At 34.1% G+C, this 23445-nt stretch carries 18 protein-coding genes; 10 read left to right on the forward strand and 8 right to left on the reverse strand.

Translation table 11 applies throughout. The features are described from left to right. Positions 1-24 precede the first annotated feature (24 nt). On the reverse strand, positions 25-1215 hold the full coding sequence (gene sucC, locus CLV33_RS04595) for an ADP-forming succinate--CoA ligase subunit beta (protein ID WP_042245790.1): 1191 nt from the start codon (positions 1213-1215) through the stop codon (positions 25-27). Between the two features lie 207 nt (positions 1216-1422). Here sucC and lysA point away from each other — a divergent pair, with 207 nt between their 5' ends. The 8 genes from lysA to CLV33_RS04635 all read left to right on the forward strand — a co-directional run bounded on the left by lysA (position 1423) and on the right by CLV33_RS04635 (position 13183). Beyond that, positions 1423-2628, forward strand: coding sequence for a diaminopimelate decarboxylase (gene lysA / locus CLV33_RS04600; RefSeq protein WP_105472905.1), 1206 nt, complete (start codon positions 1423-1425; stop codon positions 2626-2628). An 87-nt stretch (positions 2629-2715) separates the two neighbouring features. Further along, positions 2716-4605, forward strand: a complete 1890-nt coding sequence (locus tag CLV33_RS17590) for a tetratricopeptide repeat-containing sensor histidine kinase (RefSeq protein ID WP_105472906.1) — start codon at positions 2716-2718, stop codon at positions 4603-4605. Then, complete coding sequence (locus tag CLV33_RS04610; protein WP_105472907.1) at positions 4605-5348, forward strand: LytR/AlgR family response regulator transcription factor; 744 nt, start codon at positions 4605-4607, stop codon at positions 5346-5348. The genes CLV33_RS17590 and CLV33_RS04610 overlap by 1 nt, the downstream gene beginning before the upstream one ends. 169 nt (positions 5349-5517) lie before the next feature. Continuing rightward, complete coding sequence (locus tag CLV33_RS04615) at positions 5518-6255, forward strand: hypothetical protein (RefSeq protein WP_146109710.1); 738 nt, start codon at positions 5518-5520, stop codon at positions 6253-6255. A gap of 155 nt (positions 6256-6410) precedes the next feature. After that, positions 6411-6911, forward strand: coding sequence for a nuclear transport factor 2 family protein (locus tag CLV33_RS04620; RefSeq protein WP_105472909.1), 501 nt, complete (start codon positions 6411-6413; stop codon positions 6909-6911). A gap of 229 nt (positions 6912-7140) precedes the next feature. Further along, a complete protein-coding gene (locus CLV33_RS04625) occupies positions 7141-8505 on the forward strand; it encodes an MFS transporter (RefSeq protein WP_105472910.1) in 1365 nt (454 codons plus the stop codon). Between the two features lie 199 nt (positions 8506-8704). Beyond that, positions 8705-9889 (forward strand): DUF1624 domain-containing protein, encoded by a 1185-nt coding sequence (locus CLV33_RS04630; protein ID WP_105472911.1) that lies wholly within the window; start codon positions 8705-8707, stop codon positions 9887-9889. A gap of 45 nt (positions 9890-9934) precedes the next feature. Next, positions 9935-13183 carry a S41 family peptidase gene (locus CLV33_RS04635; protein WP_105472912.1) on the forward strand — a complete coding sequence of 1083 codons (3249 nt, stop codon included), beginning with the start codon at positions 9935-9937 and terminating at the stop codon, positions 13181-13183. 63 nt (positions 13184-13246) lie between these two features. Here the strand turns inward: CLV33_RS04635 and CLV33_RS04640 are convergent, their stop codons facing one another. The 3 genes from CLV33_RS04640 to glyA form a co-directional block, all read right to left on the reverse strand. Beyond that, positions 13247-13801: a hypothetical protein gene (locus CLV33_RS04640; protein ID WP_211297536.1), complete on the reverse strand. Its 555-nt coding sequence runs from the start codon at positions 13799-13801 to the stop codon at positions 13247-13249. Positions 13802-13840: 39 nt separating this feature from the next. Continuing rightward, positions 13841-15253 carry a M20/M25/M40 family metallo-hydrolase gene (locus CLV33_RS04645; RefSeq protein ID WP_105472913.1) on the reverse strand — a complete coding sequence of 471 codons (1413 nt, stop codon included), beginning with the start codon at positions 15251-15253 and terminating at the stop codon, positions 13841-13843. A gap of 286 nt (positions 15254-15539) precedes the next feature. After that, positions 15540-16811 (reverse strand): serine hydroxymethyltransferase, encoded by a 1272-nt coding sequence (gene glyA / locus CLV33_RS04650; protein WP_105472914.1) that lies wholly within the window; start codon positions 16809-16811, stop codon positions 15540-15542. Positions 16812-17002: 191 nt separating this feature from the next. Between glyA and fahA the strand changes: the two genes are divergently transcribed. Together fahA and CLV33_RS04660 are read left to right on the forward strand one after the other, a co-directional pair. After that, positions 17003-18286, forward strand: a complete 1284-nt coding sequence (fahA, locus tag CLV33_RS04655; RefSeq protein WP_045371233.1) for a fumarylacetoacetase — start codon at positions 17003-17005, stop codon at positions 18284-18286. Positions 18287-18945: 659 nt separating this feature from the next. After that, complete coding sequence (locus CLV33_RS04660; protein WP_105472915.1) at positions 18946-20133, forward strand: hypothetical protein; 1188 nt, start codon at positions 18946-18948, stop codon at positions 20131-20133. Positions 20134-20207: 74 nt separating this feature from the next. On the opposite strand, the gene CLV33_RS04665 is transcribed toward CLV33_RS04660, so the two are convergent. The 4 genes from CLV33_RS04665 to CLV33_RS04680 all read right to left on the reverse strand — a co-directional run bounded on the left by CLV33_RS04665 (position 20208) and on the right by CLV33_RS04680 (position 23435). Then, the gene (locus tag CLV33_RS04665; RefSeq protein ID WP_105472916.1) at positions 20208-20696 is read right to left on the reverse strand and encodes a hypothetical protein; all 489 of its coding nucleotides are present in this window, start codon (positions 20694-20696) and stop codon (positions 20208-20210) included. Between the two features lie 51 nt (positions 20697-20747). After that, entirely contained in the window at positions 20748-21176 is a 429-nt protein-coding gene (locus CLV33_RS04670) for a hypothetical protein (RefSeq protein WP_105472917.1), read from the reverse strand. After that, entirely contained in the window at positions 21157-21672 is a 516-nt protein-coding gene (locus tag CLV33_RS04675; RefSeq protein ID WP_042248963.1) for an RNA polymerase sigma factor, read from the reverse strand. Before CLV33_RS04675 ends, CLV33_RS04670 begins: the two co-directional genes overlap by 20 nt. 77 nt (positions 21673-21749) lie before the next feature. Then, complete coding sequence (locus CLV33_RS04680; RefSeq protein ID WP_105472918.1) at positions 21750-23435, reverse strand: RluA family pseudouridine synthase; 1686 nt, start codon at positions 23433-23435, stop codon at positions 21750-21752. Positions 23436-23445: the final 10 nt, after the last annotated feature.

A 23445-nucleotide genomic window follows, 5' to 3' on the forward strand; every position in this document is an offset into this window, starting at 1 on the left:
AAAATATTATAAGTTATAATTTTTTTATCCTAAAACAGCTTGCACCTTATCGGCAGCCTCTTGGAATTGAGTTGCACTAAGCACATCTAAACCAGAATTATCTATTAATTCTTTTGCTATATCTGCATTAGTACCTTGTAACCTTACTATAATAGGCACGTTAATATTACCCATATTTTTGTAAGCATCTATTACGCCTTGTGCTACACGATCACAACGCACAATACCACCAAAAATGTTAATTAAAATCGCCTTAACTGCTGGATCTTTTAAAATAATTTTAAATGCAGCTTCTACCCTAGCAGCATCGGCTGTACCACCAACATCCAAGAAATTTGCTGGTTCTCCTCCTGCTTGTTTAATTAAATCCATAGTTGCCATGGCTAAACCTGCTCCATTTACCATACATCCTACATTACCATCTAAATCCACATAATTTAAACCAACTTCCTTCGCTTCAACTTCTATAGGGTTTTCTTCACGTAAATCCCTTAAGTTAACATAGTCTTTGTGTCTGTATAAGGCATTGTCATCTATAGTAACTTTAGCATCAACAGCCATAATTTTATTATCGCTTGTTTTTAAAACAGGATTTATTTCAAATAAAGAAGAATCAGATTTTACATAAGCTGTGTATAAAGCAGTAACAAACTTTGTCATTTCCTTAAATGCCATACCAGATAAACCTAAATTAAAGGCTACACGTCTAGCTTGAAATGGTAACAAACCTACAGCTGGATCTATTTCTTCAGTAAAGATTAAATGAGGAGTTTCTTCAGCAACTGTTTCAATGTCCATACCTCCTTCAGTAGAATACATAATCATATTTCTACCAGTACCTCTGTTAAGTAGTACAGACATGTAAAATTCATCTGTCTCGGTTTCTCCAGGGTAGTATACATCCTCAGCAACTAAAACTTGGTGTACCTTTTTGCCTTCTGCTGAAGTTTGAGGTGTAATTAGGTTCATTCCAATAATTTGTCCTGCAATTTCCTCAACTTCTTTTAAGTTTTTAGCTAGTTTAACACCACCACCTTTTCCGCGTCCACCAGCGTGAACTTGTGCTTTTATAACATGCCAACTTGTACCGGTTTCTGCTGTTAGCTGTTTTGCAGCAGCTACAGCTTCATTAGCGTTTTGTGCAACGATACCTCGCTGAATACGTACTCCAAAATTGCTTAATATTTCTTTTCCTTGATATTCGTGTAAGTTCATAATTTCCTATATCGGTTTTAAGAATAGCAAAAGTAAATAATCACTATTAATTATTCTAATATTTAACGCAGTATTGAACTTTTTAAGAAAATTACATAATATTTTATATGTTAAATAATTAACAAGATGTTTAATTTGTATAATTTTTAGTTATTTGTTTGTTTTTGAAACGAAAAAAATATCTTTGCCAAAAATTATTAAAAACTGATGAAAAATAGCGAATTAGTTACTATTGCAAACGAATACGGAAGTCCTGTATATGTATATGATGCTGAAAAAATAGAATCTCAATATAAAAGACTAACTAATGCTTTTAAAGATGTAAAGCATTTAAAAATAAATTATGCGGTTAAAGCCTTATCTAACATATCTATTTTAAAACTTTTTAAAAAATTAGGCTCTGGAATTGATACAGTTTCCATACAGGAAGTACAATTGGGTTTGGCTGCTGGGTTTTCGCCAGAACAAATTATTTACACACCCAACGGTGTATCGCTTGATGAAATTGAAAGTGCTGCAACACTTGGAGTTAAAATTAATATCGATAACTTATCTATTTTAGAGCAGTTTGGGACAAAACACCCAAATACCCCTGTTTGTATTCGCATTAACCCTCACGTTATGGCTGGTGGTAATGCCAATATTTCTGTAGGGCATATAGACTCTAAATTTGGTATTTCTATTCATCAAATTCCACATTTGCTTCGTATTGTAGAAAATACCAAGATGAATATTAACGGTATACACATGCATACCGGTAGCGATATTCTAGATATTGATGTTTTTCTTTATGCAAGTGAAATATTATTTGATACTGCCAAACATTTTAAAAACCTAGAATTTATAGATTTTGGTTCTGGTTTTAAAGTGCCTTATAAAACGGGAGATATTGAAACAAATATTGAAGAGTTAGGAAAAAAACTCTCAGCTAAGTTTAATACGTTCTGTAAAAGCTACGGTAAGGATTTAACCTTAGCTTTTGAACCTGGTAAGTTTTTAGTGAGCGAATCTGGTCATTTTTTAACTAAAGTAAATGCTGTTAAACAAACTACATCTACTGTTTTTGCACAAGTAGACTCTGGGTTTAATCATTTAATAAGACCAATGTTTTATGGCTCTCATCACGAAATAGATAATATTTCTAACCCTAAAGGGCGTGAACGTTTCTACTCTGTGGTAGGCTATATTTGCGAAACCGATACCTTTGGCAACAACAGGCGCATTAACGAAATTAACGAAGGTGATATTTTAAGGTTTAAAAATGCTGGGGCTTATTGTTTCTCTATGGCAAGTAACTATAATTCTAGATTTAGACCCGCCGAAATATTATGGTACAATAACAAAGCCCACTTAATCAGAAAACAAGAAACCTTTGATGATATAATACATAACCAAATAGAGGTTAATTTTTAAATACTTTAAGCGTTACTAAATTTGGTAACGCTTTTTTTTATATCTTTAGTTTTTCCCTAAGTCATTTAATTCTAATTGTTGAAGTTTATGACTAAAACCAACCTCTCACTTTTACTTGTATGCTTATTTGTATACAACAGTTTCTCTCAATCTCCAATCTTAACGCCTAAAGATTTTCAAACAGTAGCCATAGATTCGTGTTTGTCTTGGATGCGCAATAATGCTTACACAGGAAAAGATTTAGATAATTATCATGCCATAGGCTTACAGACGCTAAAGCGAAGCTTAGCAACCAAGGAAACACAAACCATTCTACAAGTTCATGAAACATTAGCAAATTGGCATGGTTATAATGGCATTTTTCCTCCCGATTCGGTTGTATATCATTCTGAAAAAGTACTTGAATATCAATTGTTAGGTAATGACAAAAAGAAAATAGCCGATACGTACCGAACACTTGCCATAGACTATATAAATGTACGAAAGTTAGATAAATCTCAAGATGTTTTATTTAAAGCCATTGCACTCTATGAAACATTAGAAGACGAACTGGGTTTAGCCAGTGCCTACAGAACATTGGGCTCGCTTCACCAAGTTATGGAAGATTTTCAGAAATCTGTAGACTACACCCTAAAAGCCATACCTATTTTAGAAAAAAACAAAAAATATGCCTCAGTAGCAATTGCGCAATTCAATTTAATTATTGGTTACGGCGAACTTGGTGAGTTTGATAAAGCATACAATGCTGCCGATTATTGTTTAAATCTTGTAAAAACAAAAGCTTCAGAAGAAATTTTTATTCCTGTAAGAGCACACTCCTACAGAGGGGAAGTATATGTAAAAGCTAAAGATTACAAAAATGCGCTTAAAGACTTTATAAAAGCGTGGGAATTATGTGTTGCAAATATTGGAGAGGAACGTTGTGCCACCTACAGAACAGAAATAGGACAAGTTTATCTACTTCAAAATAACTATAAAAAAGCACTAGAACATCTTTCTGCTGGTGTAAAAGCATACGAAGACAAAGGACAAAGTTCTATTATACAACAGTATTTAGACCTAGCTGAAACCTACGCTAAATTAGGCAATTTTGAAAAAGCACTATTTTATAAAGATAAAGCCAATGCTAACTCACAAAAAGCACTAGAAGACAAAATTGCAAATCTAGAAGCAGAAACTATTGTTAAATACGAAACTGGCAAAAAAGACGAGGCTATAGCTAGTCAAGCCTTACTAATAGAACAAAAAAGTAAAGCCCAAAGTTTAATTTTTGCAGTTGCCCTACTATTAGGTTTATTATTATTATCGTTACTCTACTTTTTTAACAAGAATAAAAAAGCCACTAAAATAATACGTGCAAAAAATGCCGAAAACGAACTCTTATTGAAAGAAATTCACCATCGTGTTAAAAATAACCTAGAAATGGTTAAGAGCTTAATTGCATTACAATCTGCACAAATAGAAGACGCTGCAACTAAAGATGCTATGATTGCTAGCCAAAACCGCGTACAGTCCATGGGTATTATTCATCAAAAACTATATCAGGGTAATAATTTGGGAAGCATAGAAATGAAAGATTACTTTTTAAACTTAAGTGAAGGTATTTTAGATACGTTTAATGCTGAAGATAAAGTACAAATAAAATGTGCTATGGATCATCTAAATTTAGATGTAGACACAGCCGTACCAATAGGCTTAATTGTTAACGAGTTATTAACTAATGCATTAAAATATGCATTTCCTGAAAATAAAAAAGGTGAAATTTCTATAAGCTTAGAAAAATTTAAAAGCAACCATTTAAAATTAAAAGTATCTGATAATGGTGTTGGAAAAATTAATGGTATGGCACCAAAAGGCACAGGCTTTGGCTCTCAGCTGGTAAACTTACTTACACAGCAACTTAACGGAAAAATGGTTGAACGTTCCGAAAAAGGGACTTTAATAGAATTCGATTTTTTAATTGATACGGCAGCATAATGGAGGAGAAAACCAAAATATTGATTGTAGAAGACGAAATGGTTATAGCTGCCAACATTTCACTTCAACTTAACGAACTGGGTTACGAGGTTACGGGAATTGTTCCTAGAGGCGAAGAAGCGTTGCATCATATTAAAGATAATCCACCAGATATTTTGCTGCTCGATATTAATTTAAAAGGAAATTTAGATGGCATAGAAACGGCGCAGACAATGCAAAAAACGCACAATATTCCCATTATTTATTTAACAGCCAATATTGATGATGCCCATTTTAACAGAGCCAAACAAACGCATCCTTACGGGTTTATTTCTAAACCCTATAAAAAATTAGATTTGCAACGCGCCATAGAGCTTACCATAAGTCAACTCGAGCTACAACCTAAATCCCCTACAAATCATTTAAAAACAGAATCGCAATCCTTTATATTAAGCGACAGTATTTTTGTTCGACACCATAATAGCATGGTAAAAGTTGATATTAGGGATATTTTATATATAGAAGCAGAACGCAACTATTGCCGCATCTATTCAAAATCCAAAGAATATCTTTTAGTAATGACCCTAAAGGATATAGATGAAAAATTACCCACAAAGTACTTCCTAAGAATTCATAGGTCATTTATTATTAACATTTCCCAAATAGACGAAATTGCAAATAGCCATATAACCATTGGCAAAAAAGCAATACCAATTAGTAAGTCTTTAAGAAACGAATTATTTAATCGTATTCAGACTATCTAAAGGACCAGTATTATCATAATAATACTTGGATAAATAAAAACTAATGTTCGGATAGAATAAACCACTATTCGTCCTATATCGGTTTTATTTCATTCTCATTATGACGTACTTGAGAGTGGAATTTTAATCATGAATTCTTTTATCATTAACCATTTAAATACTATCAATTATGAAAATTTTTAAAACAATTCTATTAGTTGCATGTTTCACAATCATGCTACCAACCGCTACACAGGCCCAAGAAAACGAAAGTTTTATAATGAACTTAACAGAGTTTACTGTAAAATTTGGCCATAACTCAGTTTTTACCGAAGGTGTAAAAAAATGGAATAAATGCTATAAAGAAAATGGCGGAAAAGACACATGGAACGTATGGCACCGTTTACAAGGCAAAGGCAATGTTTACGTAATGGCTTCACGTATGAACAAATGGGCAGAAATGGATGAAAGCGATCCTGCAGGAAAAGCTTGCCGCTCAATTGCTTTAGATTTTATAACACCACATATTGAAAGCGCTGAATACAATACAGCTAGATCCATACCAGAATATAGCCGTAAAACTGCCCTAGAAGGTATGTCTATTGTTTGGGTAAACAGTTTTAAGGTTAAAAACAGTATGGTTTTTAACGAAATTGTTAAAGAGGTTACATCTGTTATTAAATCACAGGAAGGAGACAACCGTGGATATTGGTATCGCCAAATGGCTGGAGAGGGTGTTAATTATTTTGTTTCCACACCATTTAAAGATTTTGCAGATTTAGATAACGATAAAGACGGTGTTTGGGCAGTTTTTGAAAAAGCTAAAGGAAAGGCCAAAACTAAAGAAATACGCGAAAAGTTTTCGGCCGTTTTAGAAAATTCACAAAGCTACACTTACACCTTAGAGACTGATTTGAGCATGATGTAAAAACAGTTATAAAGCAAGTTTAAAACCTGTAAAGAGTAAATAACAGAAGACTCTCTGTTAGAAATAGCAGCGAGTCTTTAAAAAAAATTGAACATGAAGCACTATTAAATCTTAAGTGATTTTTTAGTAAACCATTCAACCAAAAACCCATAACAATGAAAAAACTAGTTTTATTAAGTTTTGCAGCGCTACTCATTATGGCATGCCAACAAAAAGATACACGCTATACACAAAACTCACCAGAGATTGATGTTGTAAAAAAGCATATAGAAAATTACAATACCAAAAATTACGATACGAGTATAATGGCTGATACTTGCAAATCCTATTTCAATACAAAAAACAAACCAATATTAAGGAAAGATATAATTGCTTACCATAAAGCCAATGATGTAAACTATACAAAGCGTGGTTTTCTTAGTGAAGATCAAGAATTTGAAATGGTAGTAACCGATAATGGCGAAACATGGGTAAATGCTTGGTTAGATTGGAGAGCTACACTTAAAGAAAGCGGAAAGGTTGTAGATATGCCCATACACCTCACCTATCGTTTTATAGATGGTAAAATAGTACGGGAAGTGGGCTTTTGGGATCCAACCGAAATTGTATTAGCACTTCAAGAAATTGAAGCCCAACGTAACATAACTGTAGAATAAATACCTATTAAATAATACCCTTTTGTTTTATAATTAACCAACCAAATTTCAGAAAACACTGTACTGGCACCAAAAGCTATAAAATTTGACTGTTAGTATGGTGTTTTTGAATTTTGAAACTAACTTAATTATACTCCATAAAAAACTCTAGATGTGCTTTAAACTCTAGTACAAAATCCACATTAAAAACATAAACAGTACAGTATTAACTATTATTAAGTATTAAACCGTGTTAAAACTAAAGCAAAACTTAAACCAGAAATTTAGCCGTAGCCTAACTACGAGTGAGTTTTCTCGTTACTTTTCGTTTTCAGCGCTATACATTGCACAAGGTATCCCAGAAGGTATTACATTTTTTGCTATACCTGCTTGGTTGGCTATGAATAACAAAACACCCTTAGAGATAGCTTCTTTTTTAGGTATTATAGGCATACCATGGAGTTTTAAAATTATAGCTGCGCCTTTAATGGATCGTTTTACTTATTTACCTATGGGTAGAAAACGTCCATGGGTAATTCTAGGCCAATTGTGTTTAATTATTAGTTTTTTAAGTATAGGCTTTGTTCCAGACCCCTTAAATAATTTAACAGGACTTTCCGTTATTGGTTTTTTAATTAGTCTTTTTGGTGCTTTTCAGGATGTTGCTACAGATGGAATGGCTGTTGATGTAATTCCCGATAATGAACAAGCTAGAGCCAATGGCTTAATGTGGGGCACTAAAATAATTGGAACATCACTATCGCTAATGGTAGGAACCGCATTAATTAATAATATTGGTTTTAAATCTGCTATTGCATCATTATCTGTAACCATAGGTGTAATTATGATGGTGCCAATTTATTTTACCGAACGTCCAGGAGAAAAAACAATGCCTTGGACTAAAGGGCAAGCCAATAAAAAATCTAAACAAACACAACTTAAGAGTTGGTCGCAAATATTAAAGAGTTTATATCGTGTTGTTAAACTAAAAGCAAGTATAGTTTTTGGTATAGCTTCATTTATCATAGGAATTATGTATGGATTAATGGATACATTGTTCCCTATTTTTACAGTTCAAGAATTGGGGTGGACTAATACATCGTTTTCTAACGTATTTTCAATCGCTTCGGTTATTGCTGGTATTTTAGGAATGTTTATAGGGGGATACTTAGTAGATTATTTTGGTAAAACAAAAATGTTATTACTATACCTTGGAATAATTGCAATTGTAATATTAGTATTTGCTTTGGCTACTAACTTTTGGAGCAATAATTTTTTTATATATGTGTTTATTGTTACTTACTACACATTATATACTTTTTTATGTGTGGCCGTTTTTGCCTCGGCAATGCATTTATGCTGGAAGACCGTAGCTGCTACACAATTTACATTATATATGGCTTTATCTAATATGGGGCGCGCTTTTGGCTCTGCGTTACTAGGTGTTTTAAAAACGAATTTTACTTGGGATTACGTATTTTTATTTATAGCAATACCACCAATAATTATGGCTATAATGATGAGGTTTATATGCTTTATAAAACACAGAAAAAAAATAGAAAGCTTTACAATTTTAGATAAGGTACTAATAACTCCACAAGTAATAAAAGATTAAATATGATGCAGGCAATATCTTAATAAAGAATCAGTAATAGCAAATCGATACACTTTAAAAAAACGTTTTTAGTGTTAGAAGTTATTGTAATTAGTTAATGATAAAACTATTACTGATTTTGCCTGTTTATTCAATGTAATAGAAATAGTGTAACTTTTCAAGATTTAAAGAACCTTAAAATTTACCTTCAATATTTTATATGGCAATAGTAAAATCTACCCGAATAGAATCTATAGACATCCTTAGAGGCTTGGTAATGGTGTTAATGGCTTTAGACCATACTAGAGACTATTTTCATTATGGCTCTTTTTTTTCAGATCCTACAAATTTAGAAACTACTACCCCTATTCTATTTTTTACAAGATTTATAACACATTTTTGCGCACCGGTATTTGTTTTTTTAGCGGGGACTTCGGCTTATTTATATGGAAGCAAAAAAACTAAGCATAACTTATTTAAATTTTTAATTACCAGAGGGTTTTGGTTAGTATTTTTAGAAATAGTTGTTAATAATTTTTTCTGGTGGTTTGATGTTACGTACAGTTTTATAGTACTACAGGTAATTTGGGCTATTGGCGTAAGTATGATAGCACTATCATTTTTAATTTTTGTTCCTAGAAAACTGCTTCTTGGTATTGGCTTGCTCGTTGTTTTTGGCCATAACTTATTAGATAATATAGAATTCCAAAGTAATAGTTTCCAAGCCATACTTTGGTATGTTTTACATCAAGGCGGACAAGTAGCAACAGGTTCTAATTCCATTATTGGAGCATATTACCCTGTTTTACCATGGATTGGTATTATAGTACTAGGCTACTGTTTTGGCTATTTGTATCAAAAAGATTTTAATGTAATCCTAAGAAAAAAATGGTTATTGGCTTTGGGCTTTGGTTCTATATCTATGTTTTTTATTATTAGAGGGTTTAATATATATGGTGATGCAGTACCATGGGTAAACTATGGCTTAAACACAAAATCTATAATGTCCTTTTTTAACGTATCTAAATATCCACCTTCTTTAGCCTACTCCTTAATAACATTAGGGCCTTCATTTATATTTCTTTACGTTGTAGAATCTTTACAAAATAAAGTGTCTCGTTTCTTTTTAGTCTTTGGAAGGGTGCCGCTCTTTTATTACTTCATACACATTTTGCTTATTCATATTTTAGCAATAATTGGTATATTAATTTTTGGAGGTAATTGGCAATATATGATAATTACCTACGATGGATTTATTAACCCTAAACTCCTAGATTATGGTTATTCGCTTTTTGTAGTGTATTTGGTTTGGATATTTGTTGTAGCATTACTTTATTTTCCAAGTAAAAAGTACATGCACTTTAAGGCAAACAATAAAGATAAGTGGTGGCTTAGTTATCTTTAAAACTAATTACGTATTTTAGTTTAAATATCTAACAAAAGCGTAAATATGAATACTCCTTCTAAATCAAATTCAGTATTAATACTATTGTTTTGGGCTCTACTAATTTTCCCTAAACTTTCTCAATCTCAAGAAACACGGTTAATGTCACAACCTGCAATAAGCGATGCACACATAGCTTTTATTTATGCAGAAGATTTATGGATAGCCAATAAGGACGGCTCTAACCCTAAACGCTTAACTATAGACGAGGGTGTGGAGTCTAACCCAATATTCTCACCAGATGGTAAAACAATAGCATTTAATGCAGAATACGATGGTAATCTAGATGTATATGTTGTACCTGTTACTGGTGGTGTGCCCAAACGTTTAACGTGGCATCCTTATGCAGATTTGGTACGTGATTTTTCATCAGATGGATCGAAAGTATTATTTGCATCGCAACGCAACACACACACAAACCGACATTTTAAATTATTTAATGTTTCTGTAGATAATGGTACAGTTACAGAATTAAAGGTGCCACATGCCTATTGGGCTTCCTATTCAAATAACGATAATTATATTGCATATACGCCAATATTTGATGCTTTTAACCAATGGAAGCATTACAGAGGAGGAAGAATTTCAAGAATTTGGATATATAATTCTAAATCGCACAATGTTGAGGAAATCTCTAAACCAGCCGGGGGAAGTAATGATAGTAACCCACAATGGTCTGGAGATTACGTTTATTTTAAAAGCGATAGAAATGGTGAGTTTAACCTCTTTAGCTATAACGTTAACACCAAGGAGATTTCCCAACTTACTAATTTTAAGGATTTCCCGGTTATAAGCTTAAATGCGAACAAAAATGAGGTAATTTTTGAACAAGCTGGATATTTACACACCTATAATATAGCAACAGGTAACACCAAAAAACTAAACCTAAATATTAAAACAGATTTATTGGAGTTAAGACCACGCTTTGTATCAGGAAACGAATATATTAGAAGCAGCTCTATTTCGCCTTCTGGAGTTCGCGCTGTATTTGATTTTAGAGGAGATATTATTACAGTTCCAGCAAAAAAGGGCGATCCTAAAAACTTAACGAATTCTACAGGAACTCACGAAAAATTCCCTGCGTGGTCTCCAAACGGAAAATTTATAGCTTACTTCTCTGACGCATCTGGAGAATATGCACTTCATATAAAAAACATTGCTAACGAAACCGTAAATAAAATTCCATTAAACGGAAATGGATTTTATGCAAACATTCATTGGTCGCCAGATAGTAAAAAGGTATGTTTTGTTGATAATGGAAGAAGCCTATATCTCACCCTTATTGAATCTGGTAAAACAACGAAGATAGCCTCAGACGAATTATACACTCCTGGTGTTTTTAGGGAGCTTTTTGGAGATTGGTCTGCAGACTCTAACTGGATATCGTACACCACTATTAACGAGGCTAATTTTGAACAAGCATATTTGTACGCACTTTCAGAAAATAAATCCTATAAAATATCAGATGGTTTATCAAATGTTACTAGTCCTGTTTTCGATCCTAGTGGCAAGTACTTATACATGCTTGCCTCTACAGATGCTGGACCAGTAGTGAATTGGTTCGACCAGTCTAATCAGGACATGGAATTAACCAGTTCTATTTATTTATTAACACTGCAAAAGGAAACCATTTCACCATTTGCTAAAGAAAATGATACTGAAGACCTAAAACCTGAAACAACCGAAGAAAACAAAAAGGATAAGAAAGATGATAAAAAACCAGAACTATTAAAAATTGATTGGGATGACATACAAAATAGAATTGTAGATATTCCAATTTCATCAGGTATGTATTACAGTTTAAGCGCTCCAAAAGAAGGAGAACTTTATTATTTGGCATACACGCCTCACGGTGGGTCAGCACACCTTCATAAATATAGTTTAAAAGATAGAAAAGATGAAACCATTATGCCTGCAGACGATTATGAAATTGCTGCAAAAGGCGACAAAATGCTTTACAGTTTAAATGGAAAAATAGGAATTACCGATACTGGCAAAAAACCAGACAATAGTGAATTAAACACCTCAGCTATTCAAGTTAAAATAGATCCTAGAGCAGAATGGGAAAATATTTTTAACGAGGCGTGGCGCGTAAATCGCGATTATTTTTACGATCCTGGAATGCATGGTGTAGATTGGGATGCCATGAAAAGCAAATACAAAATATTTCTACCACATCTAACCACTAGAAGCGATTTGTACCGAATGATGGGATGGATGTTTAGCGAATTAGCTGTAGGGCATCACCGTTTTTCAAGTAAAGGAGACCGCATGAACAACCCTAAAAAAGTAGATGGAGGCCTTTTAGGTGCAGATTATGAAGTACAAAATAATCGTTACCGAATAAAAAAGATTTATGGTGGTTTAAATTGGAATCCAGATTTACGCTCTCCATTAACCGAACCTGGAGTAAATGTTAATGTTGGAGATTATATAATTGAAGTAAACAATAAAAATGTTACATCAAAAGATAATTTATTCAGCTTTTTTGAAAATACTGCCAATAAAATTACCACACTTAAAGTAAGCCCCAATGCCAATGGTACTAATGCTAGAACAGTAAAAGTTACACCAATAAATTATGAAGGCGGTTTAAGAAATAGAGATTGGGTTGAGGGCAATATTAAAAAAGTAGATGAGGCTACCAATGGTAAAGTAGCATATGTTTATGTGCCAAATACAGCTGGCGCCGGACACGAATATTTTAAACGTTACTTTTTTCCTCAAGCTACCAAAAAAGCAATTATTATAGATGAACGCTATAATGGTGGCGGACAATTAGCCGATTATTACATAGACATACTAAAGAAACCTGAACAGGCTTATTGGAATTTCCGATATGGTAAAGATTTAAAATCACCAAGTGCATCAATTCAAGGCCCAAAAGTGATGATAACAGATGAAACTGCTGGTTCTGGTGGAGATTACTTACCTTGGATGTTTAGAAAATTTAACTTAGGAACTATTGTTGGTAAAAGAACTTGGGGCGGATTAGTTGGTGTTTTAGGCTATCCAGAATTTATTGATGGTGGTATAGTAACAGCTCCTAATGTAGCCTTTTACACAAAAGATGGTTTTAGGGTTGAGAATGAAGGTGTTGCACCAGATATTGAAGTTGAGCAATTACCTGAAGCAGTAGTTAAGGGACGCGACCCCCAATTAGAAAAAGCCATTGAAATAGCCTTAAAACAACTAAAAGAAAATCCTCCAAAAGTTATGGAGCGACCTGAATATCCTATAAAAACTAAAAACTAAAAACTAAAAACTAAAAATACTAAAATAGGCTGCCTACTAAAATCACTTAAGGGCAGCCTCTTTTTATTCCCGCAATTTACCTGCAAACACACTAACTTTAGAGTTAAACGGATTTCCAGAAGCACGACGCAATAGTACCACTTGCCCACAGTGCCATAGAGCATCGGCTATTGGTCCGTTTATAACATTCCAAAAAGGGAATTTATTATTATCGAATTTACAAATATCATCTGTCACCTTTAAAATATCAGATGCTGTTTTAAAGTTTAGCAAGGTTTGTTTCCGTTTCTCATCAAACATCATTTCTGTGCTTTCTACAGGCGTAAAATCCTTTATAATTGTGCTTAATATAAAATTAGACAATCCATATAAATGTTCTATAGTTTCTCCAGAAGTTCTTCCAGAATCACTTGCTTTATAGGCTAAATCTTCAGATCTTAAACCTTCAGTTGCCCAATAATACCTAAAGCCTAAACCATCAATCATTCTAGCAACAGAGGTACCTGCTGTATAATTTTGGGGAGCTTCTGGTATTTCATAATAAGGTAATTTTTTGTCGTGTTGCGCCATTATAGATGTGGTTATAAATATGAAGGAAATCAATATGTAAGTTTTCATGTAATTTTAAAAATTTTAGGTAAAAACACCTTTAGTATTTTAATCTTTAAGAGTTGAAGGGTTTGGAATAGGGTTTACACCATAGGTATCATAGAGGTATACTAAAGCAGTCATGGTTGCTGCGCCTAACTCTAGTTCGCGTTTGTTTACCGCATCAAAGGTATCGTTACTGGCATGGTGATGATCGAAATACCGTTGCGAGTCTGGTCTTAATCCTGCAAGCACATTAGTTTCGCTTTTTAAAGGGCCTACATCTGCCCCACTACCGCCTTTTTCAAAATAATGTATTAAATAAGGTTTAAATAAAGGTTTCCAACTTAACACTTGGTTAAAATTAGCCTCATTACAATCAAAAGAAAAACCTCTTGGTGTAAATCCTCCAGCATCACTTTCTAGAGCAAATATGTGGTTTTCACCTTTTGTTTTGGCTTCTTCGGCATATTTTTTTCCTCCACGTAAACCATTTTCCTCGTTCATAAACAACACTACCCTAATAGTACGTTTGGGAGTAATATTTAAAACCTTAAACAATCGTAATACTTCCATAGACTGTACTACACCTGCTCCATCATCGTGCGATCCATCACCTAAATCCCAAGAATCTAAATGGCCACCAACGGTGATAATCTCGTCTGGATATTCACTGCCTTTTATTTCCCCAATAACATTATAAGATTGCACATCTTTTAATTGTTTACAGTGCTGACGGAAATAAAATTTAGCACCAGTATCTAATTTAAGCATACTACTCAACAATTCTGCATCATTGGTACTAATTGCTGCCGATGGTATTCTTTTATCGTTTGGTAAATCCTCATAAGTCATACTGCCTGTATGTGGTAAGTCGTCTAACCTTAAATTCATTGAGCGCACAATAACTCCTGTTGCACCGTATTTAGCAGCTTCAACAGCGCCTTTGTAACGTTGGTTTACACAACCGCCATATGCTTGAAATGTTTGTATTAAATCGGCTTGCATTGGGCGGTTATAAAACACTATTTTTCCTTTAATATTTGCCTCACCTAATGTTGCGAGTTCTTCAAAACTCTTTACCTCTACAACCTCTGCTTTAACTCCTATACCTGGTGTTGCCACAGAACCGCCCAAAGCACAAATATTTACGGTTGTTGTTTTACCTTCACTACTCTCTATATACGCATATTCTTTAGCGCCCCTTACCCATTTTGGCACCATAACAGGTTGCAGCCATACTTTAGTTAAGCCTAATTTTTCTAGTTCTGTTTTGGTATAATTTACGGCAAGTTCTGCATTGTAAGACCCTGATAAACGTCCGCCAATTTGATTGGACAAATAGTCTAACCATTGGTAACTATTACCATTAGTTAATGAGGTTTTGTAAATATCCTTGATTACAGCTTCATCGGTTTGTGCTTGAAATTGTAAAATTGCTGAAATTACAAATACTAAAAGTAGAGTTCTGGAAAGTTTCATATGTACATTTTAAAAAAATTAAATATAAGGCTTACAAATTTTTGATAACCTAAAAGAAATCTTAAAGTTTTGTGGAATTATAGTATGCTTTAATTTTGAAGCTATATTTAAAAAAATTAAAATTGAATGGCCTATGTTGTTACCGATTTAACGATATCTTTTCATCATGATAATAAAAACAGCCAAAGCATGCTAAAAAAGCAAAAAAATAAAAAGCCCGAAAAACTAATTTCAGGCTTAATACGTGTTTTGTGGTACTGAAACTAGTTCAGCATAAAATATTGTTCTACACAAACAAAGGCTTATCCTTCATCATTGCGTTTACGCGTGCTTTAACTGAAGCTAAAACTGCTTCGTTGTCGTAATTTGTTATAACTTCATCAATTAACTCCACAATAGCTTTCATATCGTCTTCTTTACAACCGCGTGTAGTTATTGCTGCTGTACCTAGGCGAATTCCAGAGGTTACAAATGGCGATTTATCATCAAAAGGCACCATGTTTTTATTTGCAGTAATATCGGCTTTAACCAAAGCTTGTTCTGCATCTTTACCTGAAACATTTTTATTTCTCAAGTCTATTAACATCATATGGTTATCTGTTCCTCCAGAAATAATATTATAACCTTTGGCCATTAATGCTGCTGCCATAGTAGCCGCATTCTTTTTAACTTGTAGTTGGTAATTTAAAAAATCATCAGTTAAGGCCTCACCAAATGCAATAGCTTTTGCTGCAATAATATGCTCTAATGGGCCACCTTGATTACCTGGAAATACTGCAGAATCTAATAAAGACGACATTTTTCTTAAACTACCATTTTTTAACGTAATACCAAACGGGTTTTCAAAATCCCTACCCATCATAATCATACCACCTCTTGGCCCTCTTAAGGTTTTATGGGTAGTTGTTGTAACAATATGACAATGCGGTAGCGGATCGTTTAAAATACCTTTTGCTATTAATCCTGCAGGATGAGAAATATCTGCCAACAATATAGCACCAACGCTATCGGCAATTGCTCTAAAGCGCTTAAAATCTATATCTCTAGAATATGCAGACGCTCCGGCAATAATTAATTTTGGTTGCTCCTTAGTAGCTATCTCTTGAATTTTATCATAATTCAATACGCCCGTTTCTTTTTCAACACCGTAAAATACCGGGTTATATAAACGTCCAGAGAAATTTACTGGAGAGCCATGTGTTAAATGACCACCATGAGACAAATCGAAACCTAAAATGGTATCACCTGGTTTTATGCAAGCGTGGTATACCGCAGTGTTGGCTTGACTCCCAGAGTGTGGCTGTACGTTTACATATTCAGCATTAAACAAAGTTTTTGCACGCTCTATGGCAATGGTTTCAACTTCATCTACAACTTCACAACCACCGTAATAACGCTTTCCTGGGTAACCTTCGGCATATTTGTTGGTTAATACAGAACCTCCGGCTTCCATAACCTGGTCGCTTACAAAATTCTCAGATGCTATAAGTTCAATACCGTGTAATTGGCGCTCTTTTTCAGCTTGTATAAGTTCAAAAATTTGTTCGTCGCGTTGCATAAATATAAATTGTCGTTAAATAATGCGCAAAAATAACAAATACCAACTTTAAAAACATCAAAATACATATATTTACTGATGAAGTTATACACCGATTTATCAACGTAATAATGAAACTTACATTTTATTGTTTTTTCTGTAATTAAATAAAAAAAATGTGTAGGTTTGAATAGCAATTAAAAAAGAAAAATATGCCTTTATCAGCAAATAATCCAGATAGAACGTCGTGGTTACACGTCGCTAAAAATTCAGATTTTCCAATACAAAACATTCCGTTTGGTGTGTTCTTAACCCGTGATGATATTATAACCATTGGTACTCGTATTGGCGATACCGCTATAGATTTAGGTGCACTGCATCAATTAGGTTACTTTGATGGCATTCCATTAACTGATGATATTTTTCTTCAGGACACCTTAAACGACTTTATTGCTGACGGAAGAAAAACTTGGCGCGCTGTAAGAAACCGCATTGCAGAAATTTTTGATTCTGAAAATACTACTTTAAAAAATAACGTAAAAGATAAAGAAACCGTATTATTTAGATTGGATGAAATTGAAATGCAGCTACCTGTACAAATAGGAGATTTCACCGATTTTTACTCTAGCATGGAGCACGCCACCAATGTGGGTAGCATGTTTAGAGATCCAGACAATGCGTTGTTACCAAACTGGTTACACATTCCTGTTGGGTACCATGGAAGAAGCTCTTCTATTATACCTTCTGGCATTCCAGTACACAGGCCACAAGGGCAAACACTACCTAATGGAGCCGATACACCTGTATTTGGCCCTAGCAAACTAGTAGATTTTGAATTAGAAATGGCATTTATTACTACAGATGCTAACGATTTAGGCGAGCCAATTCCCGCAGAAGAAGCCGAAGAATACATTTTTGGTTTGGTATTGTTAAACGATTGGAGTGCGCGCGACATACAAAAATGGGAATATGTACCCTTGGGCCCATTTTTGGCCAAAAACTTTGCATCGTCCATATCACCTTGGATTATAACTTTAGATGCCCTGGAACCTTATCGCGTACAAGGGCCTAAACCACAAAAAAAGCAACTGCCTTATTTACAAACTAAAGGCGCTAAAAGCTTCGATATAAATTTAGAAGTTTCCATACAGCCAAAAGGCGCCAAAGAAACCGTAGTTAGTAAATCTAACTTTAAATATATGTACTGGAACATGTCGCAACAACTGGCACACCATACTGTAAACGGTTGCCCTGTAAATTCTGGCGATATGATGGGAAGTGGCACCATTTCTGGCCCTACCGAAGATAGCTACGGCTCTATGCTTGAGTTAACATGGAAAGGCGAAAAACCTCTAAAAATGGCCGATGGCACCGAGCGTAAATTCATCAACGATAACGATACCGTAATTATGCGCGGTTATTGCGAAAAAGATGGCACACGCATTGGTTTTGGAGAGGTATCAACAAAACTATTACCGGTTTACAAGAAGAAATAATATAACCTTTTAATAAACAATCCCAAAGCTTTTAGAGTTTTGGGATTTTTTTTGTCTGCCTTACTGAAAGGGGCAGGTAGGTTTTCCCGGATAAGGTTCGGGCTTTTACTGCTATTAATATACTTCCCCAATTATTATAAGGCTTAAACATACCGTTGAATACTTAAAATGGGATGTTGGTTGCTGGTAAATTGAGAGAAAAAAATCGAAATGAAAAACAAGCTAACAAACAATCTAAACCCTAACACATTCAAGGAATAGAATGCCAAGGTACAGCATGATTGTTTCCCACAAATACGAAACGAAAATAGGAGATTGAAAGTTGATAACGGTATTATTAAAGCGGTTTTTTAGCCTTATTCTAAAAGGTTGAAAAAGTTCTCAACTTAATCTTGTTTTTAGGGTTTTGTATTTTAAACGCCTTCTAAATCTTCAAAATAAAATAGTACACTAAATCAAAATGAATGAGAAAGTCCATTAATTTAAATAAAGTAGAAAATCAAATAAAATAGCAAAACAAAACTTAAAAAAGAAAGAATAAGACTTCAATAATAAATAAATTTATGCATTTCAACCTTATTTATTAGCATTTCATGGGTATTCTTAGTATTTTGGCACCACAATTGAATAGGTAACCAAAACCTTAAAATTTAGACCCCATGAAAAAAATATTACTCTCAGCGTTAGTTTTAGTATTTCTTATGTCTTGCAGCACGCGACGACAAATGGAAAAAACCATAAGTTATGGCAATTACGATCGTGCCATAAATAATGCTATTGGTAAACTAAAAATAAATAAGGACAGAAAAGGAAAAGCAGACATTATTATGCTTTTAGAAGAAGCCTATTATAAGGCGAATGCTCGCGATTTAGAAAACATTAATTTTTTAAAGAAAGACAACAACCCAGAAAGCTATCTGCGTATTTTTGACGCTTATGTTAGTTTAGATAACCGACAAGAAGCCATTAAACCCCTATTGCCATTATATGTTAAAGGTAAGGAAGTTAATTTTAATTTTAACGATTACAGCGACGAGCTTATTACTTATAGAAACAGTGCGTCTTTACAATTGTATAACAACGCACAAGCCTTATTAAACTCAAATAATAAGTTTGATGTAAGAGCAGCATACAATCAACTTCGAGACATTGAAGATATGAACCCTAACTACAAAGACACCCGAGAGTTAATGGCGGTAGCACACCAAAGAGGTACCGATTTTGTACTTGTAGATATGATTAATGATTCTGGTAAAATTATTCCGGAGCGCTTAGAAAACGATCTTTTAAATTTTAGCAGTTATGGTATCAATAATTTTTGGCTACAATTTCATAGTGTTCCAGACGATAAGGTAACCTATAACTTTAATATGAAAGTAAACCTTAGGGATATTAACATTTCGCCAGAGCAAATAAAGGAACGTCAAATTATAAAGGAGAAGCAAATTGCTGATGGTAAAATGGATTTAATTGAAAACGGTAAAGTAGTAAAAGACAGTTTAGGAAATGCTATTAAAATAGACCGTATGAAAACCGTACGTTGCGAATATTACGAATTCACCCAGTTTAAAGCCTCACAAATTACTGGGAATGTGGAATATTACAATTTAAGCAACAACCAATTGGTAGATACATTCCCTATAACTAGCGAATTTGTGTTTGAACATATTTACGCCACATCTCGAGGCGATAGAAGAGCGTTAGAAACTAATTTAGTACCATTTTTAGAACGTCGTGCTATACCCTTCCCTACCGAAGAACAAATGATTTTTGATACAGGCGAAGATTTAAAAATGCAGTTAAAACAAATTATAAATTCTTACTCTACCGCCGTAGCAGGCATTTAAAATGTAAAGAAGCCGTCTCTTTTATTAAAACGAGACGGCTTCTTTCACTCATATTTTTAACTAAATAAAAAAGCTTATTTTTTAGTTTTAATTATTATCACACCATTAGGCGCGTTATATTTTTTAATCGCTTCTTCACCCTTAAAAACACTCACACTTTCTATAGTATCGGGCGACATAGTTTCTAACGTAGCTTTATCTGTTATTTTACCATCAACAATAACCATGGGCTTTTTACTATCGGCAGTTTTTATTTTAAAGTCTTCCGATTCGCTTTTCATTTTTGTAGTAATAAACACTAAACCATTTGGGGCGTTGTATTCTTTTAATGTTTTGGTATCCTTTACCACAAATACAGCAGAAATTTTACTTTGATCTATTAAATCCAAAGGGAAATCAAACTTCTTTTCATCTACGTAAATATCGGGTTTAGCACTATCTTTTAATTTTACAAATAGCTTGCTTATATCGGTTTTGGCATCTTTTATTGTAGTTGTTTCCTGTGCTTGTACCATGGCTACAGATACTAATATTGCAAAAATTGTTGTTATTAAGTTCTTCATGTTTTTAAAAATATTTAACTGTTAGTATTTTTTAGTTTTTTGGTCTATACTTTACTCTGGTGATGTATAAACAATTACCAAATCGTCTTCGTAAAGTATATGTTGTGCGCGCTGTATCTGTTCTGTTTCGGGAAACATACTTAGGGCTTCGTCTAGTAAAGCCTGTTTCTCCGCATAGCTTAACGTTTTTGGTTGCAAACTATATATGGCAATCATAATCAACACTACTACAGAGGCTGCTGCAGATAACATTACTACACTAAACCTGCGCTTTCTAGAGGTTTTGCCTTCAAAAGATGTCCAAAGTCTATCGTTAAAATCTTTAGGTGGTGCTTTTTTATGTGCTTTTTTAAAAGCCCCCAACGCCTTAAGTTTAGGTGTTGATGTATTGCTATTTTTAAACAAAATTTGCTCTTCTTCTAAAGTACTATTACCAGCTTCGTACTTTTCCATAAGGGTTTTAATAGTCTCCTCTTTCATAGCTGTATGTGTTTTCTAATACTATACCTATTTGTTTCCTTGCGCGCGATAATAACACTCTTGCATGTTCTACTGTAATTGCCATAGCCACAGCTATTTCTGTAAACGCATAGCCATCTATATCACGCATCATAAATACCTCTTGCTGCTGTTCTGGAAGGGCTTTTAACACATTTTGAATAATAGTATTTAACTCCTCCCATTCCACGTCTTTATGGTCTTCTCCTGATTTTAAAACTTTTAGATATGGTGTAGCATCATCCACAATACTCTTATTTTTTCGCAACACATCAATACAATAATTGCGAGCCGTAAGGAATACAAAACCTGTAATATTAGGATGATGCTCAAGATGCTTGCGTTTGTCCCAAAGCCTCATCATAATATCCTGAATGGCATCTTCTGTACTAGTAGCGTTTCCAAGCATACGCGCAACCATTGGGTATAACCTTTCGGATAAGGAAAACACTTTAAGTTTAAAATCGTTCTTGTTCATTCTATTTTAATAACGCTAAAATAGATGTATACATAACAGCTTTTATTGATTTTTTTTTGAAGTAGGTAAAATGAAGGTTAAAAAGGTGCGTCGCAAACCACCTCCAAAACCTCTTGTGTTACTGGGTGGGTAAGGCTTAACATTTCTGCATGTAAATGCAAACGCTCGCCTTTTGTACCATATAAATCATCGCCAACAATAGGCGTATTTAAGCCATTTACGTGTGCCGCATGTACCCGTAATTGATGTGTACGACCTGTTATAGGGTAAAAATGAATGCGTGTTTTATTGTTTTCAATACCAACCACCTCATATTTAGTTTTGGCTGGTTTACCATGTTTATAACATACCAATTGTTGTGGGCGGTTATCTAAGTCTACACGCAATGGCAAGTCCACAAAGCCGTTAGAGGTTTTAATTGTACCATCCAATAAGGCCACATAACGTTTTGTTATGGTTCGTTCCATGAACTGCTTTTGGAGGTTTTTATGGGTTTTTTCGTTTTTGGCCACTAATAGCAATCCAGAAGTGGACATATCTAAACGATGTACCAACAATGGCCCTTTGGCCTTTGGCAAATATCGTCGCATTCTGGTTAATACCGACTCTTGAATATGTTTCCCAGGAACAGATAAAAACTCATGCGGCTTGTTTACCAAGAGTAAATATGCGTCTTCATAAACAATTTCCAATGGTGCTTTGTGTTCAACGATATGCTGAATAGGATTGTCTTCAACATTTAAACCTTGCATCATGTGCCCTAAAATAGGCTCGCATTTACTTCGGCATGAGGGATAGAACTGTTTATGTTTCCGTACTTCAGATTTTGGGGAAGCACCCCACCAAAACTCTGCCATGGCCACAGGTTTTAATCCGTTTTCATACGCAAATTGAAACATTTTTGGAGCAGCACACTCTCCTGAACCTGCCGGTGGTATTGGGGTTACCGTGTCTTTAAAAATATCCAGTAAATCCTTAGTAGTGTTATTGGCGTTTAAAAAACGGTATTGTTCGTGTAAGCGTTTTTGTAATGTGGCAGAAAGTGTTGCTCGCTTTTCCTTTAGGGTTTCTATGGTACTTTTAAAGGTATTCAGATAGTGTTCTGCCTTTTGTATTTTAGTATTCCAGTCTGCCTTTAAATCTTTCAACCTAAAATGATAGTAAATACTTTGATGTTTTAAATCGTGGTCTAACACCTTATAAGCTTCTGGTGATAATGTTTTTTTGGCTTGATCTCGCTGCGCTTTTCGTGCCTTTTTTTTAGCCTTTATATCTTGTTTAAAAGCCTTTAACTCTGCTTTAAAATTGGTTTTAGCCTCTTGTAAACCTAATTGTGCTGTTATATATTCGCTGGCTGTTTCTAAAGTTTCAATTTCTTTATTTAATGCGTTTAATTCAGCTTCACCTTTTTTATAAAACCCATTTTCATCTAAGGTATCGTAAACGGTAGGCACAAATCCTTTTACAAAATTACTTTCAGCCAGTTTTCCAGAAAATGCTGCCAAATAACCCAATGCACCTACTTTGTCTTGCACAACCATAACACCAAACATCTTACCTATTGGCAGTCCTTTTGTTTTTGAATCTAAACCAAAATTATGCTTAAAATCTGTTTGCTGTTCCAAATAATTCTGAACATCTTTTGCGGCAAGAATACACAACCTATGTGGTTTGTAATAAAAAGGAAAGGTGAATTTTTTTGGTAATTCAACCTGTTCATTTAATATCAAGGGGTGTACTAGTGTGTTTGTAAAATCTTGCATGTGGCATAAA

This window comes from Jejuia pallidilutea (genome assembly GCF_002973595.1).
Classification (GTDB): Bacteria; Bacteroidota; Bacteroidia; order Flavobacteriales; family Flavobacteriaceae; genus Jejuia; species Jejuia pallidilutea.

Excerpts from the sequence above, each read along its gene's own strand:
- CLV33_RS04675 (WP_042248963.1), bottom strand. The coding sequence starts at position 21,672 with ATGAACAAGAACGATTTTAAACTTAAAGTGTTTTCCTTATCCGAAAGG.
- CLV33_RS04680 (WP_105472918.1), bottom strand. The coding sequence starts at position 23,435 with ATGCAAGATTTTACAAACACACTAGTACACCCCTTGATATTAAATGAA.
- CLV33_RS04610 (WP_105472907.1), top strand. The coding sequence starts at position 4,605 with ATGGAGGAGAAAACCAAAATATTGATTGTAGAAGACGAAATGGTTATA.
- CLV33_RS04615 (WP_146109710.1), top strand. The coding sequence starts at position 5,518 with ATGAAAATTTTTAAAACAATTCTATTAGTTGCATGTTTCACAATCATG.
- CLV33_RS04645 (WP_105472913.1), bottom strand. The coding sequence starts at position 15,253 with ATGAAACTTTCCAGAACTCTACTTTTAGTATTTGTAATTTCAGCAATT.
- CLV33_RS17590 (WP_105472906.1), top strand. The coding sequence starts at position 2,716 with ATGACTAAAACCAACCTCTCACTTTTACTTGTATGCTTATTTGTATAC.
- lysA (WP_105472905.1), top strand. The coding sequence starts at position 1,423 with ATGAAAAATAGCGAATTAGTTACTATTGCAAACGAATACGGAAGTCCT.
- sucC (WP_042245790.1), bottom strand. The coding sequence starts at position 1,215 with ATGAACTTACACGAATATCAAGGAAAAGAAATATTAAGCAATTTTGGA.
- CLV33_RS04630 (WP_105472911.1), top strand. The coding sequence starts at position 8,705 with ATGGCAATAGTAAAATCTACCCGAATAGAATCTATAGACATCCTTAGA.
- CLV33_RS04620 (WP_105472909.1), top strand. The coding sequence starts at position 6,411 with ATGAAAAAACTAGTTTTATTAAGTTTTGCAGCGCTACTCATTATGGCA.
- CLV33_RS04640 (WP_211297536.1), bottom strand. The coding sequence starts at position 13,801 with ATGAAAACTTACATATTGATTTCCTTCATATTTATAACCACATCTATA.
- fahA (WP_045371233.1), top strand. The coding sequence starts at position 17,003 with ATGCCTTTATCAGCAAATAATCCAGATAGAACGTCGTGGTTACACGTC.
- CLV33_RS04665 (WP_105472916.1), bottom strand. The coding sequence starts at position 20,696 with ATGAAGAACTTAATAACAACAATTTTTGCAATATTAGTATCTGTAGCC.
- glyA (WP_105472914.1), bottom strand. The coding sequence starts at position 16,811 with ATGCAACGCGACGAACAAATTTTTGAACTTATACAAGCTGAAAAAGAG.
- CLV33_RS04660 (WP_105472915.1), top strand. The coding sequence starts at position 18,946 with ATGAAAAAAATATTACTCTCAGCGTTAGTTTTAGTATTTCTTATGTCT.
- CLV33_RS04635 (WP_105472912.1), top strand. The coding sequence starts at position 9,935 with ATGAATACTCCTTCTAAATCAAATTCAGTATTAATACTATTGTTTTGG.
- CLV33_RS04670 (WP_105472917.1), bottom strand. The coding sequence starts at position 21,176 with ATGAAAGAGGAGACTATTAAAACCCTTATGGAAAAGTACGAAGCTGGT.